Genomic DNA, 19,157 nt, shown 5'->3' with positions numbered 1-19,157 from the left:
ATATGAACAAGTTTGCAAAAATGAGCTCGAAATTCAGTCTGACGCTGGTCTTAGTCTCGCTATTAAGCGCCTGTGGCGGTGATAACGGCCAAGATGGTAATCCAGGCGAACCCGCAAAACCGCCCGCGTTAACCATCACTAGCCTAAAGGTCACGGTCGATAAAGTTGAGATGGCAGATGGTATTGCTCAAGTGGATTTTCAAGTGAGCAATCAAGATGATGAAGCCGTGATTGGTGTCCCATCGGCGACGTTTATTGCGGCGCAGCTTCTGCCGCAAGGTTATACGGGTGCGGGTAATAGCAGTGAATGGCAGCATTTTACCGCCGAAACCTGCGCGGCAACTTGTCCTGGCAGTCTCACAGACCATAAAAACGGTCACTACAGCTACACCTTCAGCGCACCGTTTAATGGCATGAATGGGGTGACGTTTATGCCCGAAGCGACCCAAAGAATGGTGGTCAAAATCGGCGGCGATAAGCTTGCTGATAACACCCCCTTACCTATTACCAATCAACATTATGACTGGCAATCTTCTGGGGATAATGTCGCTTACACCCGCAACTTAGTCACAGTAGAAACCTGTAATAGTTGCCACAGCAATCTTGCTTTCCATGGCAGTAAATATAATCAAATCGAAACCTGCGTCACTTGCCATAACAGCAAAAAAGTCAGTAACCCCGCGGATATTTTCCCGCAAATGATCCACAGCAAACATCTAACCGGTTTCCCGCAACCCATCAGTGACTGCCAAACCTGTCATGTCGATAAGGCTGAGTTAGCTGAGCAGCAAAATTGGCACAGAGTCCCAACCATGCAAGCCTGCGGCGCCTGCCATACACAAATCAATTTTCCCGCAGGCGAAGGACATCCAGCGCAGGCCGATAACAGTAACTGCGTGGCGTGCCATAATGCCGACTGGACCGCAAGCGTTCACAGTGATGAAGACAAAACCGCGGCACTGATGCAATTTAGCCCAAGCATCACCAGCGCCAGTATGGATGCCAATGGTACAGTCACAGTCGCGGTTAAATTGATGAACCCAGCTACTGGCAGCGTCTACAGCGAGAGTGCCGATAAGCTAAAATTCATCAATGATTTAAGGGTATATGCTAACTGGGGAACCAGTTTTGATTATGCCACTCGCTCTGCCCGCTCGATTAAGCTGCCGGAATCCACACCCTTATCAGGCTCAAATGGCATTTATACCTATACAATTTCGGGTCTTACTGTGCCTGCAGGCACTGAATCGGATCATGGCGGACTCGCGATTCAAGGCCGAGTCTGCGCCAAAGACAAGGTACTCGTTGATTGCACCACTGAACTGGCGGAAGTGTTAGTGATTAAAGCCAGCCACAGTTATTTTGATATGGCAGCATTAAGCAGTACGGGTCGTCGCACTGTTGTTAGTAATACAAGCTGCGGCAATTGCCATGGCGATCAAAAGCTTAATATCCACGGCTCACGCAACGATCTCGGTGGTCAATGTCAGCTATGTCATAACGCCAATATGCTGGCCGATGCGACGGCAGCCAATCCTTCCACCACATCGTTTGACTTTAAGCAGCTGATCCACGGTATTCACACCAGCCAATTCACAGGTTTTGAAAACATAAACTATCCAGGGAACATCGGTAACTGTGCCCAATGCCATGTTAACGATTCTGCGGGCATATCTACCGTCGCCCTTCCTTTAAATTCAGCGGTACAACCCCTTGCCCTCGATAACGGCACTTTTACCAGCCCGATTGCCGCTGTGTGTAGCAACTGCCATTCAGATACCAGCACTCATAACCACATGGCTCAGCAAGGTGCTATTTTTGCTGGTACAAAAGCCGATGCAACCGCAGGAACTGAAACCTGTGCTTTCTGTCATGGACAAGGCGGAGTCGCGGACGTGTTAAAAGTGCATCCCATAAACTAAGCCTATGATGCTGGCCTAAAAAGGCCAGCAACTGCAGATATAAAAGGAACTCATACTATGCAGTCATCTACTCCTAAAGAAATAGTCAGATCTCAGTCACATTACCCACCTAAAGTGACTGATTAATACCAGTGACTTAGTTAGCCTTACAGATGGAAAACTAATTCCACACATCTTATGCGGGTAATGAGATTTATTCTTATCTACCAAGCATTTGATGATGATTACAACTATTGCAGGGAAATATCATGATGAAACGGTTCAATTTCAATGCCGCAACAAAAGCGATGTTGGGTGCCGGTTTACTCTCTCTACTACTCGCCGGTTGCGGTGGTAGTGACGGTAAAGATGGTGAAGACGGTAAACCGGGTGTTGTTGGTGTCAATATCGATACAACGCCTACACTGAAAGCAAGTTTTACTAATGCCACTATCGATGCCGGTAAGGTTACAGTCGATTTCACATTAGAAAATGCGAATGGCGTTGCAGTACTAGGCTTAAATAAAGATCACGACATACGTTTTGGTATTGCACAGCTTAGCCACGTTACAGTAGCAACTGAGGATCCAGCCAAACCCGCTGACCGCGGTTACCAATGGCAAGCTTATATCAATGCCAAAAAAGAGCCTGGCACAGTGCCTTCTGGCGTGGATAACCTCAATCCATCAGCTCAATATCAAGCCAACGTTGAAGCCGCTGCCAAGTGTGATACCTGTTTAGTGGATCATGGTGATGGTAACTACAGCTATACCTATCAAGCCAATATCGCCAATGTCACTGAACCCTTAGCGATTACTTACAGTGCTGAAGCGACTCAACGGGCAACATTAGAACTTGAATTACCACAGCTTGCTGCCAACGCACATTTTGATTGGCAGCCTTCTACAGGTAAAACTGAAGGTATTCAAACACGCAACGTTGTTTCAATAACAGCCTGTTATACCTGTCACCAACCAGAAAGTTTAAAGTTACACGGTGGCCGTAGAGTTGATATTGAGAACTGTGCATCTTGTCATACGGCAACCTCTGGCGATCCTGAGTCAGGTAATAGCATTGAATTTACATACATGATCCATGCTATCCACAAAGGTGGCGAACGTCATACCTTTGATGAGACAGGCGCTGAAGTACCTGCCCCTTATAAGATTGTCGGTTATGGTGGCAAAGTGATTGACTACGGCAAGGTCGGTTTCCCATTAAAACCTGCAGCGGATTGCGCAGCCTGTCACGTTGAAGGAGCGGGTGCACCAGCGAATGCCGATCTATTTAAAGCCGACTTAAGCAATCAAGCCTGTATTGGTTGCCACACAGAAAAACCATCAGCTCACCACAGCAGCAGTGATTGTGTCGCTTGTCATAATGCAACTGAACCATACAACGGCACAGGTAGTGCTGCTAAACGTCATGGTGATGTGCTGAAAGCTTACACAGAAACTAAAGCCATGGGCATTAAGTTCACTAATGTCGGCGTGAATGACACGGGCAAAATCACTTTTGATGTCCAAGTTGTTGACAAAGATGGCAATGCCATTGATAAAGCCTTCGTAAATCAAAGCTCACGCGTTGTCGTAGCATGGGATTCTGATAAAGATTACCCAAGCTATGCTGATGCCTCTTATAGCAATCGTCGTATCGCTTTAAGTGAAGGTACCTATAATGAAGCGAATAAAACCTACTCATTAACAGGCACTAAGTTCAGTTTACCCGCTGATGCAAATGGTAAAACATTCGAGCTGTGGTCAACATTAGAAGTGTGCTTCAACAATGGCGGTTATGGCGTTGCTGACGTAGCTATGACAGATTGCACTGCTGACAGTGTAAGTAAAGTCGCGGTTAAACAAGCACCATATCATTTCGTTTGGAAAGATACAGGAGTGGACAGCACTGCCAAGGCAGCGACACGTCGCGACATTATTGATGCAACTAAGTGTCAAGGTTGTCACAATCAAGAAATCCACCACTATGACAACGGTGTAAATTGCCAAACTTGTCATACTTCGGATAAAACCTTGAAAAGTGATGCCAACTATCCTGGCGGTAAGATCCCTACTAGCTTCGCGTGGAAAGCTCACGAACGTGAAGGACATTACCTGAAATATGCGGGTGTACAATCAGGCACTGTGCTAAAAACCGATTGTGCGACATGCCATACGGTTGATAAAGCAAACGTCATTACAGGTATTACCTTAGGACGTCAACCTAATCGCACATGGCGCTACGGTGATATCAATAATAACGGTGCCGATATTTGGGTATCTTCAGATGCGGGTGCGTGTTTAAGCTGTCACCAAAAATATCTGAGTGATGCGACAAAATCTCACATTGAGACTAACGGTGGTATTTTAAATGGCAGTAGTGCAGCCGATGTGCAAACTCGTGCATCAGAAAGCTGTGCAACTTGTCATACCCCAGCTCAATTAAGTAAAGTTCACGGTAATTAAGCAGATATAACGCTCTCATTCAGAGCAATGTTTTATCGTTACTAAAGAGAGAGGTTTTTACCTCTCTCTTTATATTCTTGCAATTTAAAAATCCGCTGTTTTTTTGATCTGAAATCGTTTTTACCTCTCGCTTTAAATACCTCTTTAGAAATAGAAAGATCCAAGTCACACATTAGCAAAGGCCTTGGAGATTTTAAGGTCATGTTAGGTTAGCCTTTCCTTGGGGAATTCTATTTCCAGCATCCACTTAAGTCGCTTCTAGTGACCAAAAACACAGACATAGAATCTGTTGGCTCTAGAACACAGCGTTTAAGCAATGCCAAACCTATGCAGGGAAAAAAATGATGAACGCACAAACAACTAAAATCGCACTGCTGTTAGCAGCAAGTGCAGTCACTATGGCCTTAACTGGCTGTGGTGGCAGCGATGGTAATGATGGTAATCCCGGTGAACCTGGTGGAGAACCTGCTCCAGCGATTCAAACCCTTAATTTCACGTTTGATAAATCTGTCATCACTAACGGTGTACCGAGTGTTGAGTTTACCGTCACTAACGAAGATGATTTACCCGTCGTTGGTCTCCAAAAAATGCGCTTCGCCGCAGCACAGTTGATCCCACAAGGGGCCACAGGTGCCGGTAATGCCTCGCAATGGCAATACTTTGGTGATGAAACCTGTGATGTGGCAGCAACATGCCCAGGGACCTTTGTTGACCAGAAAAACGGTCACTACAGCTATACCTTCAACATGAACCTGACCGCTAACGCTAAAATCACCTACAACGATCAGTTAGCTCAACGGGTGTTAATCCGCGCTTATAACACGCCGTTACCCGATGGAACTCAAGTCCCTAACAGTAACGCCTTTGTAGACTTTACGGCCGATACCGGTGCCGCACCGACATACAGCCGCAAAATTGTGGCCACTGAAAGCTGTAATACCTGTCACCAAGATTTAGCCAATGTGAAACACGGCGGCGCGTACTCAGATGTTAACTACTGTGCAACTTGCCACACAGCTGGCAAAGTTGGCGTAGGTAAAGAGTTCAATGTTCTCGTTCACGCTAAACACAAAGACCTGACTTTAGGTTCATTGGAAAGCTGCCAAAGCTGTCATGCTGCAAACGATGCCGCGCCAGATTGGGGTAATTGGTCACGTATTCCAACTGCCGCTACCTGTGGAAGCTGTCATAGCACAGTGGACTTCGCCGCAGGTAAAGGCCATTCACAACAGCTAGATAACTCAAACTGTATCGCCTGTCATAACAGCGACTGGACTGCCGAGCTACACACAGGCAAGACTGCTGACAAGAAAGCCGTTATCGCTCAGTTAGGTATGCAAGCAAAACTCGTAGGTCAAGCTGACGATACTGCGGTATTAACTGTCTCTATCTTAGACAAAGAGGGTAACGCGATTGATGCGGCAACGGTTCAAGACAAGATTAAACGCTTAGAATCAGTCACCAACGTTGGCCCTAACTTCCCAATCATGGGTTATAACCCAAGCCCAGGTAGTGGTGCTGCGAAAATTGCTAAAGACTTAGTCAAAGATGGCGCACTGCAAGATGGCGTGACCTTAGTTGACGGTAAACTGGTATTCACTACACCTGCCCTGCCTTTCGGTGCTGGCGATACAGATACAGCCTTTACCTTTATCGGTCTGGAAATGTGTAGCACTGGTACTAGCTTAACGGCATGTACCGTTGATAGCGCAACCACCAGTATGAAAGCAGAGCTCGCCTTTGGTACTAAATCAGGTAACGCCCCAAGCATGCGCCATGTTAACTCAGTTAACTTCAGCACCTGTCAAGGCTGTCACAGCGATGCCTTCGAAATCCACAAAGGCCACCATTCAGGTTTTGTGATGACAGAGCAAGTATCACATGCAAAAGATGCGAACGGTAAAGCGATCGTCGGTGTTGATGGTTGTGTCGCGTGTCATACACCTGATGGTACTTATGCTTCTGGTGCTAACAAAGGCGCATTCGAGATGAAACTGCACGTGATCCACGGCGAGCAAGGTGTCATCAAAGAATGTACCCAATGTCACAACGATTTCAACCTAGATGCATTCAAAGTGAAAGGCGCGCTAGCAACATCAGCAGGTAAATACACCACGCCAATCACAGCCACTTGTACTTCATGCCACGCGCCAGAATCCATTGGCCACGGCTTAGAAAACATGGGCGCGATTGTGAACGGTGATTATGTTCAAGCTAACCAAGCGGCGCAGTCAGAAACCTGTTTCTACTGTCACAAACCCACACCAACAGATCACACTCAGGTGAAAATGTAATTTGCCCAAGCAGGGGGAGTTCGCTCCCCCTTTCTTGAATTTTGTTGGGACAAATTGGGAAGCCTATTATGAAGAACAGCCTAAAAATGAAAAACCTACTGCCGGCATTTGTCATCACCATGGCAATGTCAGCAGTCATGTCTTTATGCATCGCACCAAACGCTTATGCGTCGAAGTGGGATGCGAAAATGACGCCAGAGCAAGTCGAAGCCACCTTAGATAAGAAGTTTGCCGAAGGCAACTACTCCCCTAAAGGCGCCGATTCTTGTTTGATGTGCCATAAAAAATCTGAAAAAGTGATGGACCTGTTCAAAGGTGTCCACGGCGCCATTGATTCATCAAAAAGCCCAATGGCTGGCCTGCAATGTGAAGCCTGTCATGGTCCTTTAGGTCAACACAATAAAGGCGGCAATGAGCCGATGATCACTTTCGGTAAGCAATCGACCTTAAGTGCTGAAAAACAAAACAGTGTCTGTATGAGCTGTCACCAAGATGATAAACGTGTGTCTTGGAACGGCAGTCACCATGACAATGCCGATGTCGCTTGTGCCTCTTGCCACCAAGTACATGTGGCAAAAGATCCTGTGTTATCAAAAAACACTGAAATGGAAGTCTGTACTAGCTGCCACACTAAGCAAAAAGCAGACATGAACAAACGCTCAAGCCACCCATTAAAATGGGCTCAAATGACCTGTAGCGATTGTCATAATCCCCATGGGAGCATGACAGATTCCGATCTGAACAAGCCGAGCATTAACGAAACCTGTTACTCCTGCCACGCCGAAAAACGCGGCCCCAAACTGTGGGAACATGCACCCGTCACTGAGAACTGTGTCACTTGCCACAATCCTCACGGCAGCGTAAATGATGCCATGTTGAAAACCCGCGCACCGCAGCTGTGTCAGCAATGTCACGCCAGCGATGGCCATGCCAGCAATGCTTACTTAGGTAACACTGGTTTAGGTTCAAACGTCGGTGACAATGCCTTCACGGGTGGAAGAAGCTGTTTAAATTGCCACAGTCAGGTTCATGGTTCAAACCATCCATCTGGCAAGCTATTACAGCGCTAAGGAGACGAGAAAATGAAATTTAAACTCAATTTGATCACTCTTGCGTTACTGGCAAACACAGGTTTTGCGATAGCGGCCGATGGGTATGGCTTAGCCAATGCCAATACCGAAAAAGTCAAAATGTCCGCATGGAGCTGTAAAGGCTGCGTCGTTGAAACGGGCACATCGGGTACTGTGGGTGTCGGTGTAGGTTATAACAGTGAAGAGGACATTCGCTCGGCGAATGCCTTTGGGACGTCAAACGAAGTCGCAGGGAAATTGGATGCTGATGTCACCTTTCGCGGTGAAAAAGGCTATCGTGCCAGCGTTGAAGCCTATCAACTGGGCATGGATGGCGGCCGCTTAGAGGTGAATGCCGGCAAACAAGGCCAGTACAATGTCAATGTGAACTATCGCCAGATTGCCACTTACAACAGCAACAGTGCCTTAACGCCCTACTCGGGTGTGGGCAGCGATAATTTAACGCTGCCAGACAACTGGGTGACGGCGGGTTCAAGCAGCCAAATGCCATTACTGATGGACAGCCTGAACGCCTTAGAACTGTCGCTCAAACGTGAGCGCACTGGGCTAGGTTTTGATTATCAAGGTGAATCGCTGTGGAGCACACATGTGAGCTACATGCGTGAAGAAAAAACCGGCTTGAAAAAAGCTTCAGGTGGATTCTTTAATCAATCTATGATGTTAGCCGAGCCTGTCGATTACACCACTGACTCCATTGAAGCGGGTATCAAGCTTAAAGGCGACAACTGGTTCACCGCACTTAACTACAATGGCTCGATTTTTAAGAACGAGTACAACCTGTTAAATTTTGACAGTGCGTTTAATCCAACCTTTGGCGCGCAAACCTCTGGCAGTATCGCCCTTGATCCAGACAATCAGTCACACACAGTATCGTTAATGGGCCAATACAACGACAGTACAAATGTGCTATCGGCTCGCTTGCTTACCGGACAAATGAGTCAAGACCAAGCGTTAGTGACTTCAGGTTATGGTTATCAAGTGCCAACTGAAGCCCTTGATGCCAAGGTCGACCTTATCGGTTTGAACTTAAAAGTGGTCAGCAAAGTCACCAACTCACTGCGCTTAAGTGGTAGCTACGACTATAACGACCGCGATAACAATACACAGATTGAGGAGTGGACCCAAGTCAGCATCAACAATGTCAACGGTAAGGTGGCCTATAACACCCCTTACGATAACACTAGCCAGCGCTTCAAAGTGGCCGCAGATTATCGTATTACCAGCGGCATGAAACTCGATGGCGGCTATGACTTCAGACGTGACGAACGTAATTATCAAGACCGTGAAACCACGGATGAGAACACGGTTTGGGCGCGTTTCAGAGTCAACAGCTTCGAGACTTGGGATATATGGGTTAAGGGCAGTTACGGTCAACGTGATGGCTCGCAATATCAAGCCTCTGAATGGACATCGTCTGAAACCAACAGCCTGTTGCGTAAGTACAATCTGGCGAACCGTGACAGAACCCAAGTGGAAGCACGAGTCACTCACTCGCCTATCGAAAGCCTGACCATAGATTTCGGTGCCCGTTACGCATTAGATGACTACACAGATACTGTCATCGGTTTAACTGAGTCAAAAGACACCAGTTATGATGCCAACATCAGCTGCATGATCACCGATGATTTACTGGCGAACGCCTTCTATAACTATCAAATCATTGAATCTGAACAGGCGGGAAGCAGCAACTACAGCACCCCAACCTGGACAGGCTTCATTGAAGATAAAGTGGATGTTGTCGGCGCTGGCATTAGCTACAACAACTTACTTGAGAACAAGTTACGCATGGGACTGGATTACACCTATTCAGACTCCAACAGTAACACCCAAGTTAGACAAGGTATCACAGGCGACTACGGCGATTATTTTGCCAAAGTACACAACATTAACTTATACGCTCAATATCAAGCCACCGAGAAAATGGCGCTGCGCTTCGATTATAAAATTGAGAACTATAAGGACAATGACGCTGCCAATGATATCGCCGTTGATGGCATTTGGAACGTCGTAGGCTTTGGCAGCAATAGCCATGACTATACAGCGCAGATGATCATGTTAAGCATGAGCTACAAGCTCTAATCCTCAACGATAGACAATCCAAAAGCCCGCATCTTGCGGGCTTTTGTTTAACCGCGGCAGTCACATGCAAAGTCAGATGTAAAATCATTACATCAGCCCAGATAAAAGTAAAAATCTTGAATAAGATCAGACTCTGGCGCAAAAGTCTGCCCATAAAAACCTTATTCCTTGAGTTTTAGCTCACTTTAGCGGATCTTAATTCAATCTTTTGGTTAATCCTCTGAGCCCATGCGTATTTATTCTCCCCTCTGCCAATCTAAGTGCTTGTCGTCGCTTCCCGCCCTACTGGGGCTGAGTCTATTGCCCTTACCCGCCTTGGCGTTCGACCCCTCGGGCGGCACCGCCAGCCTGTTTATCATTCTCGGCCTCGGCGGCTTTACCTTAATCAATTTATTTTTGCAGGGTTTGTTCTTTTTTGCGGGTCAATATCGCAGCGCCACCTTTGCCAAACGCCATGTATTAAGCGCCTTAATCGTTCCGCTGATTGCCGTCGCCTTAGCCATCTATGATCACAGAGGTTGGAGTGATTTCGCCTTGAACTTAGGCATTATTTGTGTGGGGATTGGTTTGATATTATTGCCACTACAACTGTGTCAAATCGATAAACCCGCCAATCGTAATGCCGATTGGATCATCAGCCTAGGGGCATTATTCATCCTAGCCTTGAGTTATGTCATTGCGCCCTTAGCCTTTTTTACCATTGTGCTAACCCACATCTGTTTGGCTTCAAGCCCAAGTAGAGTGCCTAAGTTATTAAGCTACTTGGGCTTATTGTTGGGGTACGGTCTTTTTGGCTACTGGCTATATCAAACGGCGATGATGTTCCAATCCTGATTGAAAATGAATCAGCGATGACATTAACCACTGGCACTGACCACTGAATAAGACAAATTTTGACTAAAACACATTGCACTAACGCGCCGGCGTCATCACCGCTAAGCGAAACGGTATCGCCGCCCAGTTCTGCATCAATGACAGCGCTGCTGACAAAAATTAACGCCTGTACTTTATGTCAGGCTGATTTGCCCTTAGCGCCCAAACCGATATTGCAGGCCAGTAGCCAAGCGCGGATTTTGATTGCCGGCCAAGCTCCGGGCGTGAAAACGCACCATAAAGGCATCCCATTTGACGATGCCAGCGGTGAACGGCTGCGTACTTGGTTGAATGTCACCCGTGAGCAATTTTACGACCCTGCCCTTTTTGCCATTGTCCCTATGGGATTTTGTTTTCCGGGCAGTATCGAAAAAAACGGTAAAAAGCAGGGTGATAAACCACCGCGCCCCGAATGCGCCGCCACTTGGCATCAAGCCTTACTTGCGTTAATGCCACAAATTGAGCTAATCGTGCTCCTCGGCCAATATGCCATCGATTATCATCTACCGCGTGAATCGTCCGTGGCCATAAACCTCACTTCGCCGCTCACTAAGCCTCAAACAACCCACATAAATGTATCGTCCAGCGCCAAAGCAAAAACCATCCCCAAACTGAAACCCATCACAGTGACCCAAGCGTGCGCGCAGTGGCAGCAATATTGGCCTAAATATTTTGTCTTACCGCACCCGAGCCCACGCAATAATCTCTGGCTTAAGCAGCATCCTGAGTTTGAACGCGATATGCTACCCAGATTAAGAATGCGTATTGCATCCCTGTTAAACCTTCAACCACTCTAGGCACTTATATGTATCTGCTTGATTCTGCCATCGCTAAACAGATTGTGAGTCGCACAATGAAAATCATTGGCCACAATATCAATGTGATGAACGGCCAAGGAGTAATTTTAGGCTCAGGCGATCCTAAACGTATTGGTTCAACCCACGAAGGTGCGCTGCTGGCCATTGCCCAAAATCGCAATGTGGAGATAAGCCAAGAAGTGGCCTCTGGGCTGCATGGCGTAAAACCTGGGATCAATTTACCCTTGCATTATCAAGGACAAATCATAGGTGTTGTCGGCATTACTGGCGATCCAAGTGAGCTTACCCATTACGGTGAATTACTCAAAATGACCGCCGAAATGATTGTTGAACAAGCTAACCTGCAGGATAAATTGCAGTGGGAGAATCGCCAGCGCGAAGAGTTTATTTTGCAGTTGATCAAAGCTGAAACCGACGATGATGAGCAGTTGCACCGCTGGGCAAAACAGTTAGAAATTGATATCAGCCTGCCACGGGTCGCGGCCATTATTGAGATCAGCGAGAAGCACACCCAAAAACAACATTTAAAGACTGACGCCAACTCATCGGCCTTGTACTTAGCAGAAGCTTCCGCTCAGTCCGCCGATGAACGCAGCCCCAGAGTCAGTGAAACCCTCAAGCAAGTGCTGCATCTATTGCAATACCCTGACCGAGGCAACTTGATTGCCATGACCTCAATGTCGCAATTGGTGATCCTAAAGCCTGCTTTTTTAGATGGTAAACAATGGGATCCTGAGCTTGAAAATCAGCGTATCGACAAGCTGTTACAACGCTTACCCGCCCAAATGGATTTAAACTTTAAAATTGCCTTGGGCCACTTTTTCCCCGAAAAAGGCGGTATTGCGCGCTCCTATCAAACCGCGCAGGAAACCTTAGCCCTAGGTAAACAGCGCAATGCAGAGGGTAATAAATACCTGTTCGAAGATTATTCCCTGCAAGTACTACTGGCGGGACTTAAACATGACTGGCGCGGTCAGGCACTAGCGTCACCCTATCAGCAACTCGCCAAAGCCGATAAAAACGGCCAGTTACGCAAAACCTTAGCCGCCTATATCACCCACTTTGGTGATGCGCAGCAATGCGCGAATGCGCTGTTTATACACCGCAACACACTTAGATATCGCCTCGATAAAATTCAGCAAATCACCCAAGCCGATATCCAATCCCTGCATGGATTATTGAGTTTGTATCTTGGACAACTGCTTGATACTTCGGCAACCCCAAGATAACGGGTGTTATTTCCTACGTCATTGAGTCAATAAAGCATTTATTAACAGATCGATTGAAAGATTTATACCGTATCCCCTTTCCTATAGTTTCTAATAACAATCTCGCGTCGACATGTCGAACGCTCGACCCAGACCATTGAAAGGAATTGCAATGACCCCATTCAAACTGACTTTACTAGCCAAAGCCTGCCTCATCACAGGCTTAGCGCTAACTTCACAGACATTAGTCGCTGCCGAAAAAACCATTCCAGAGCTGGTTGATGCCGTCAATGGCACGCCCGATGCGGCAAGTCGCGAGGCGGGTAAAAAAGTCAAACTGCGTAACCATACAAAAGGATTTTGCACCTCAGGTAGTTTTAAACCGGATCCGCAATTACAACAAACACTGGCGATTCCGTTTTTTAATCAAGATGCCATTAAAGTCACGGCCCGTTTTTCCCTTGGTGGCACAAATCCACAGATCTCCGATAAAACCGCTGGGCGCTTTATGTCACTCAAAATAGATGGCGATAAAGAAAACCTTAACTTTGTTACCACTAACGTCCCCGTTTTCTTCGCCAGTAATCTAGAAGACTTTTTTACCTTTCAGACCAAAGTGAAACAAGGCGCTGAAGGTAAACAGTGGCTTATCGACAATCAACCCAGCGCTAAAGCTTTTTTCAACTATGTCAAACAGCTGCCTCCCAGCCCTAGTTTTGCCAACAGCCGCTACTATGGCGTGAATAGTTTCCTGTTTAGCACCCAAAAAGGTGGTGCTCAGCAAGGTGAAACGGTTGCGGGTAAGTGGATTTTTGAACCTGTCGCAGGTACGGCAGCACTGTCATCCAGCGAGCTTGCTAATCTGGGTGACGATTTTTTAAAGGCGGAATTACTCGAGCGCATTAAAACCCAGCCAGCACAATGGAACCTCTATATTCAACTGGCTGAAACGGGCGATGAGATTAATGACCCTACCGTGATTTGGCCTGAGACTCGCCAGCGTTTGCTGGTTGGCCAAGTGGTGATTAACGGTGAGCGAGATAGCGATCCCCAAGTGCAACAGTGCGATAAAGGCATTTTCAACCCGCTGTTATTACCTAAGGGCATTGCCGCGTCTGCCGATCCGATACTCAATGCTCGCACCGCTGCCTATGTCGAATCTTTTATTCGTCGCCAATAAAACGACGAGTTAAGCCAAGTTCCTCCTACTTAAGGTTGGCAAATAGCCCTATTTGCCAACCCTTATCGACAAAACGCCTCCTCTTACATTCGAATTCACCTAAGCTTTTTTGTGCATGAGCACAAAAATGGCGAAACATAACGCGGTAATTCCGTGGATTTAGCCAAAGCTATTCAAGCATGCCTGCACAATAATAGGATGATCTTAAAATAGGATAACCTTAAAGCAGCCCTCATTTGGACTCAGACCCAAATAAGCACTGCGCCCTACAATATAAGTCAAAAAAACTTACTCAAAAACTTCAGCCAAGAACTGAACGGGACATAATATGAACTTAGTGCTTATTCTTATCGGCGTGATTGCATTTATTGTTATCGCGACCTCAAAATTTAAACTCCACCCCTTTTTAACCTTAATTCTGGCCGCCTTTATCGCGGCGTTCGCCTATGGCTTACCGAGCGGAGAAATCGCTAAAACCATCACTACAGGTTTTGGCGGTATCTTAGGTTATATCGGCCTTGTGATCGTCTTGGGGACTATCATAGGTATTATTCTAGAAAAAAGCGGCGCCGCCATTACCATGGCTGATGTGGTGATCAAGGTATTAGGTAAACGCTTCCCGACATTAACTATGTCGGTCATCGGCTATCTAGTGTCTATTCCAGTCTTTTGTGACTCGGGCTTTGTGATCTTGAACTCGCTAAAACAATCGATGGCCAACCGCATGAAGGTCTCTAGCGTCTCCATGAGCGTTGCCTTAGCCACGGGTCTGTATGCCACTCACACCTTTGTACCGCCAACACCGGGGCCTATCGCCGCCGCGGGTAACTTAGGCTTAGAGTCGAACTTGGGCTTAGTGATTGGCGTGGGTCTCTTTGTGGCCGCCGTAGCCGCATTAGCAGGCATGTTATGGGCGAACCGTTTTGCCGATGTTGAACCAGATGGTGAAGGCGCAGAGGAGCTTAAAGCGGAAGCGAGCGACTATGAAACCCTGAAAAAAAGCTATGGCACACTGCCCAGCCCATTAAAAGCCTTCGCGCCAATTTTTGTGCCTATCGTATTAATTTGTTTAGGTTCTATCGCTAACTTCCCTTCAGCGCCTTTAGGTAAAGCAGGGTTATTTGACGCGCTAGTGTTCCTCGGTCAACCCGTTAACGCTCTGATGATTGGCCTATTCTTATCCCTGTCGTTATTAAAGGGTGAGAATAAGATCAGTGAATTTAGCGAGCGCATCAGCCAAGGGTTAGTCACAGCCGCGCCGATTATTTTAATCACAGGTGCGGGCGGTGCCTTTGGTGCTGTCTTAAAAGCCACGCCTATCGGTGACTTTTTAGGCACATCATTGTCGGCACTCGGTATCGGTATCTTTATGCCGTTCATCGTCGCCGCGGCGCTTAAATCGGCGCAGGGTTCATCGACAGTGGCGTTAGTCGCAACCTCAGCACTGGTTGCGCCTATGCTCGGTGATATCGGCCTTGGCAGCGACATGGGCCGCGTATTAACGGTAATGGCGATTGGTGCCGGTGCAATGACGGTTTCCCACGCTAATGACAGCTTCTTCTGGGTCGTCACCCAATTTAGCCGCATGAGTGTGAAACAAGCTTACAAAGCACAAACCATGGCAACCCTTATTCAAGGTGTCACCGCTATGTTGACTGTGTATGTGCTGAGCTTAGTCTTGCTCTGATAGTGATTAGTAATTAGTGATTTAACCTTGATTCAAACTTGCCCCTTGGGCGCAAACCGCGCCCAAGATATCTTTGTTATCGCCCAAATAATTGCAACAGTTCAATGTACCAGTGCTGGATATTAATACGTTTATATCCTTCAGTGTTTGCACAGGAAAGCTGTTGTACCCAACGTAAGTGGCATTGGGTTTAGTGTTCAACATTGAGCCCTGTTTTATCCCATTTAGCTGTAGGATTTTTAATGAAAATAGTTATCGCCCCCGACTCATTTAAAGAAAGCTTAAGCGCACTCGAAGTGGCCAACGCCATCGAACAAGGCTTAAGACAAGTGATACCCGACTGCGACATAGTCAAAATTCCCGTTGCCGATGGCGGCGAAGGCACAGTGCAATCTATGGTCGATGCCACGGGCGGCAGTATTGTCAACCTAGAGGTCATGGGTCCACTGGGGCATAGGGTGCAAGCGCACTATGGCATTCTTGGTGGAGGCATTCTCGGCAATGGATCAAACTCTGGCTCAAATGCTGGCTCAAACAGTGGCTCAGTCACTGATACGAGTACTGGCGCGATTGCCGTGATTGAAATGGCCTCGGCCTCTGGTCTGCACCATGTGCCAAGGGAGCAACGTAATCCGCTGCTAACCACCAGTTATGGGACGGGCGAGCTGATTTGTGATGCGCTTAATCGGGGGATAAAACACATCATTTTAGGTCTAGGCGGCAGTGCCACCAACGATGGCGGCGCGGGTATGGCCCAAGCGCTGGACATTTTATTGCTCGATAGCCAAGGTAAAACCTTGCCTTCTGGCGGCGCGGCGCTGGCGAACCTTGCCCAAATCGATGTCTCAAACGCTCATCCGCTGTTACGTGAGTGCAGCTTCGAAGTCGCCTGTGATGTTGATAATCCGCTGTGCGGCGAGCGTGGTGCCTCGGCGATTTTTGGCCCGCAAAAAGGCGCAACGCCTGCGATGGTTAAGCAGCTCGATACGGCGCTCGCCCATTATGCCGATGTGATTGCCCGCAATGGCATGACAGATCACCGTGAACATGCGGGTGCAGGTGCTGCGGGCGGTATGGGTCTTGGCGTGATGGCTTTTTTAAATGCCGAACTTAAACCCGGTGTTGAAATTGTAATGAAAACCGTTGGCCTTGCTGACAAAATCCGCGGCGCTGATTTAGTGATCACAGGTGAAGGCCGCATCGACGGGCAAACCGTGTTTGGAAAAACCCCGATGGGTGTGTTAAAGCAAGCCCAACTGCAGGGCATTCCTACTATCGGTATCGCGGGCTGCCTAGGTGACAACGCCAATGCCATATTGGATCACGGTATGGCGGCTATCTTCCCTATCATTCCGCACTTAAGTCCACTCGATGATGTGCTGGCCAATGCCAAGTTAAACCTTTGCAATACCGCCCGAAATATCGGCGCTGTGCTCATGTTGGGCCAGCGCTAATTTTTAGGGCTAACATGAATTTTAGGGCTAATGCTCAAGCTTGATGAGTGGCTCGTCGAGTTAAACATAAAGGCGCCATAACGGCGCCTTTGCTTATTTAGGCCGCAACGCTTTAGCAACACAAAATTTTAGTGCTTGATGCCTAAAAGGCCTTGCAGTAAAGTGAGCTCCCTTTTTGGTATTCCGCTGATTGAACATTTTGAGAGTCACTGGTCCGTTGTACTCTTCGAGCAAATTTGCGGTTTCACTATAAAAATTAATAGACGGCAAGCCCCATGACCCAGAAACTCCCTCGCCAAGCCACAGCATCCGAAGAAAGTCTGCTACGCATTTTTACTGCACCGGAAGATGCAGGATCAACGCTGAGTATTATCGAGCAGAAGCTCTCCGAGGACTTAGCAGGCTTTTTGGGTGACAGTATCGCCGCGCTCGAAAAACCCTTGTCGGAAATTGAAACCGATTTTCAAGCCTTTGAGATCCCAACTCAGCCGCGTTTCGTCTCCGATTACACCGACGAGATTATGCAAAATTTGGTGGCGCATTCGGTACACACAGCGGCACCGAGTTTTATCGGCCACATGACGTCGGCACTGCCCTACTTTGTGTTGCCGCTGTCGAAAATGATGGTGGGACTCAATCAAAATCTGGTCAAAATCGAAACCTCAAAGGCATTTACGCCGCTTGAGCGCCAAGTGCTCGGCATGATGCACCATTTGATTTACGACCAAGATACGGATTTTTATCAAAGCTGGATGCACAGCGCGAATCATTCCCTCGGCGCATTTTGCTCCGGCGGCACAGTGGCCAACATCACCGCCCTGTGGATTGCCCGCAACCAATTATTGAAAGCCGATGGCGAGTTTAAAGGCGTCAGCCGCGAAGGCTTACTCAAGGCACTGCGTCACTACGGCTATGATGATTTAGCGATTTTAGTCTCGGAGCGCGGTCACTATTCGCTAGGCAAAGCCGTCGATCTGCTTGGTATCGGCCGCGACAACATCATCAGCATACCCACGGGCAGCGATAACAAGGTCGATGTCGCGAAAATGCGCCAAGCTGCCCTTGAACTTGCCCGTAAAAATATCAAAGTGTTGGCGATTGTTGGCGTAGCTGGCACCACAGAAACCGGTAATGTTGACCCATTGACAGAATTAGCGGCGCTGGCAAAAGAGTTAAATTGCCATTTCCATGTGGATGCGGCGTGGGGAGGCGCGAGTTTATTATCCAATAAATACCGCCACTTACTCACAGGTATCGAACTTGCCGATTCAGTCACCATCGATGCCCACAAACAAATGTACGTGCCCATGGGCGCAGGTATGGTGTTATTTAAAGACCCAGAGTTCGCCCACGCCATTGCCCATCACGCCGAATATATTCTGCGCCGTGGTTCAAAGGACTTAGGCAGCCAAACGCTCGAAGGTTCACGCCCCGGCATGGCGATGTTAGTGCACGCTTGCTTGCAGATCATCGGCCGCGATGGGTATGAAATCTTAATCAACAACAGCCTTGAAAAAGCCCGTTATTTTGCAGAGCAAATCAAAGCCCATGAGGATTTTGAGCTGGTCACTGAACCAGAACTGTGTCTGCTGACTTACCGTTATGTCCCCGCCCGCGTACAAGCCGCCATGAAGCTGGCCTGTGATCAAGCAGACACCTTAAGACTCGCCCGCTTTAATGAATTACTTGATGGTCTCACCCAGTTTATTCAAAAGCACCAACGCGAACAGGGCAAATCCTTCGTCTCCCGCACCCGCATTCAGCCAGCCCGCTATTTTAGACAAGCGACCGTGGTGTTTCGCGTGGTGCTAGCCAACCCTTTGACTAGCGATGATATTCTGAATCAAGTTCTCATCGAACAAAGTGAAATCGCTGCATTAGACAAAGAATTTTTACCCGCGCTCATGGCGATGGTGGCCCAATAGCGAGTTGTCTGGTGTTAGTTTTATACGAAGCTTAAATAAAGCGCTTTAATAGCAAACAGCCGCAAATTATTTGCGGCTGTTTGCTACGCGACACGAAATAAGCTGAACATTAAAGAGACAAGATTAAGCGTTTATCCTTCACTCGTTTGTACGCCGAATTCAACTGCTTCCGTGACACGCCGTGA

At 47.6% G+C, this 19,157-nt stretch carries 13 protein-coding genes; 12 read left to right on the top strand and 1 reads right to left on the bottom strand.

Annotation, left to right across the window (positions count from 1 at the left end; genetic code table 11):
- Positions 1 to 2: 2 nt before the first annotated feature.
- Both Q4Q52_RS21180 and Q4Q52_RS21175 read left to right on the top strand, forming a co-directional pair.
- Positions 3 to 1,922: an OmcA/MtrC family decaheme c-type cytochrome gene (locus Q4Q52_RS21180; RefSeq protein ID WP_311991616.1), complete on the top strand. Its 1,920-nt coding sequence runs from the start codon at positions 3 to 5 to the stop codon at positions 1,920 to 1,922.
- Positions 1,923 to 2,170: 248 nt separating this feature from the next.
- Positions 2,171 to 4,363 (top strand): OmcA/MtrC family decaheme c-type cytochrome, encoded by a 2,193-nt coding sequence (locus tag Q4Q52_RS21175; protein ID WP_311991615.1) that lies wholly within the window; start codon positions 2,171 to 2,173, stop codon positions 4,361 to 4,363.
- Between the two features lie 41 nt (positions 4,364 to 4,404).
- Here Q4Q52_RS21175 and Q4Q52_RS21170 read toward each other — a convergent pair whose 3' ends face one another.
- Positions 4,405 to 4,566, bottom strand: a complete 162-nt coding sequence (locus Q4Q52_RS21170; protein ID WP_311991614.1) for a hypothetical protein — start codon at positions 4,564 to 4,566, stop codon at positions 4,405 to 4,407.
- A 138-nt stretch (positions 4,567 to 4,704) separates the two neighbouring features.
- On the opposite strand from Q4Q52_RS21170, the gene Q4Q52_RS21165 reads away from it, so the two are divergent.
- The 10 genes from Q4Q52_RS21165 (at position 4,705) to panP (ending at position 18,972) form a co-directional block, all read left to right on the top strand.
- On the top strand, positions 4,705 to 6,657 hold the full coding sequence (locus tag Q4Q52_RS21165) for an OmcA/MtrC family decaheme c-type cytochrome (protein WP_311991613.1): 1,953 nt from the start codon (positions 4,705 to 4,707) through the stop codon (positions 6,655 to 6,657).
- Between the two features lie 68 nt (positions 6,658 to 6,725).
- On the top strand, positions 6,726 to 7,727 hold the full coding sequence (mtrA, locus tag Q4Q52_RS21160; protein ID WP_311991612.1) for a decaheme c-type cytochrome MtrA: 1,002 nt from the start codon (positions 6,726 to 6,728) through the stop codon (positions 7,725 to 7,727).
- 12 nt (positions 7,728 to 7,739) lie between these two features.
- Complete coding sequence (locus tag Q4Q52_RS21155; protein ID WP_311991611.1) at positions 7,740 to 9,827, top strand: MtrB/PioB family decaheme-associated outer membrane protein; 2,088 nt, start codon at positions 7,740 to 7,742, stop codon at positions 9,825 to 9,827.
- A 228-nt stretch (positions 9,828 to 10,055) separates the two neighbouring features.
- On the top strand, positions 10,056 to 10,661 hold the full coding sequence (locus Q4Q52_RS21150; RefSeq protein WP_311991610.1) for a hypothetical protein: 606 nt from the start codon (positions 10,056 to 10,058) through the stop codon (positions 10,659 to 10,661).
- A 137-nt stretch (positions 10,662 to 10,798) separates the two neighbouring features.
- A complete protein-coding gene (locus tag Q4Q52_RS21145; RefSeq protein ID WP_311991622.1) occupies positions 10,799 to 11,497 on the top strand; it encodes a uracil-DNA glycosylase family protein in 699 nt (232 codons plus the stop codon).
- An 8-nt stretch (positions 11,498 to 11,505) separates the two neighbouring features.
- Complete coding sequence (locus tag Q4Q52_RS21140; protein ID WP_259215588.1) at positions 11,506 to 12,747, top strand: sugar diacid recognition domain-containing protein; 1,242 nt, start codon at positions 11,506 to 11,508, stop codon at positions 12,745 to 12,747.
- Between the two features lie 151 nt (positions 12,748 to 12,898).
- Positions 12,899 to 13,906 (top strand): catalase family peroxidase, encoded by a 1,008-nt coding sequence (locus tag Q4Q52_RS21135; protein WP_311991609.1) that lies wholly within the window; start codon positions 12,899 to 12,901, stop codon positions 13,904 to 13,906.
- Positions 13,907 to 14,234: 328 nt separating this feature from the next.
- On the top strand, positions 14,235 to 15,593 hold the full coding sequence (locus Q4Q52_RS21130; RefSeq protein ID WP_311899956.1) for a GntP family permease: 1,359 nt from the start codon (positions 14,235 to 14,237) through the stop codon (positions 15,591 to 15,593).
- A gap of 242 nt (positions 15,594 to 15,835) precedes the next feature.
- Entirely contained in the window at positions 15,836 to 17,047 is a 1,212-nt protein-coding gene (locus Q4Q52_RS21125; protein WP_311991608.1) for a glycerate kinase, read from the top strand.
- A gap of 275 nt (positions 17,048 to 17,322) precedes the next feature.
- Positions 17,323 to 18,972: a pyridoxal-dependent aspartate 1-decarboxylase PanP gene (gene panP, locus Q4Q52_RS21120; RefSeq protein ID WP_311991607.1), complete on the top strand. Its 1,650-nt coding sequence runs from the start codon at positions 17,323 to 17,325 to the stop codon at positions 18,970 to 18,972.
- Positions 18,973 to 19,157 lie beyond the last annotated feature (185 nt).

This window comes from Shewanella sp. SP1S2-4 (assembly GCF_031932075.1).
Taxonomy (GTDB): domain Bacteria; phylum Pseudomonadota; class Gammaproteobacteria; order Enterobacterales; family Shewanellaceae; genus Shewanella; species Shewanella baltica.
This window is presented reverse-complemented; position numbering and strand designations above follow the sequence as displayed.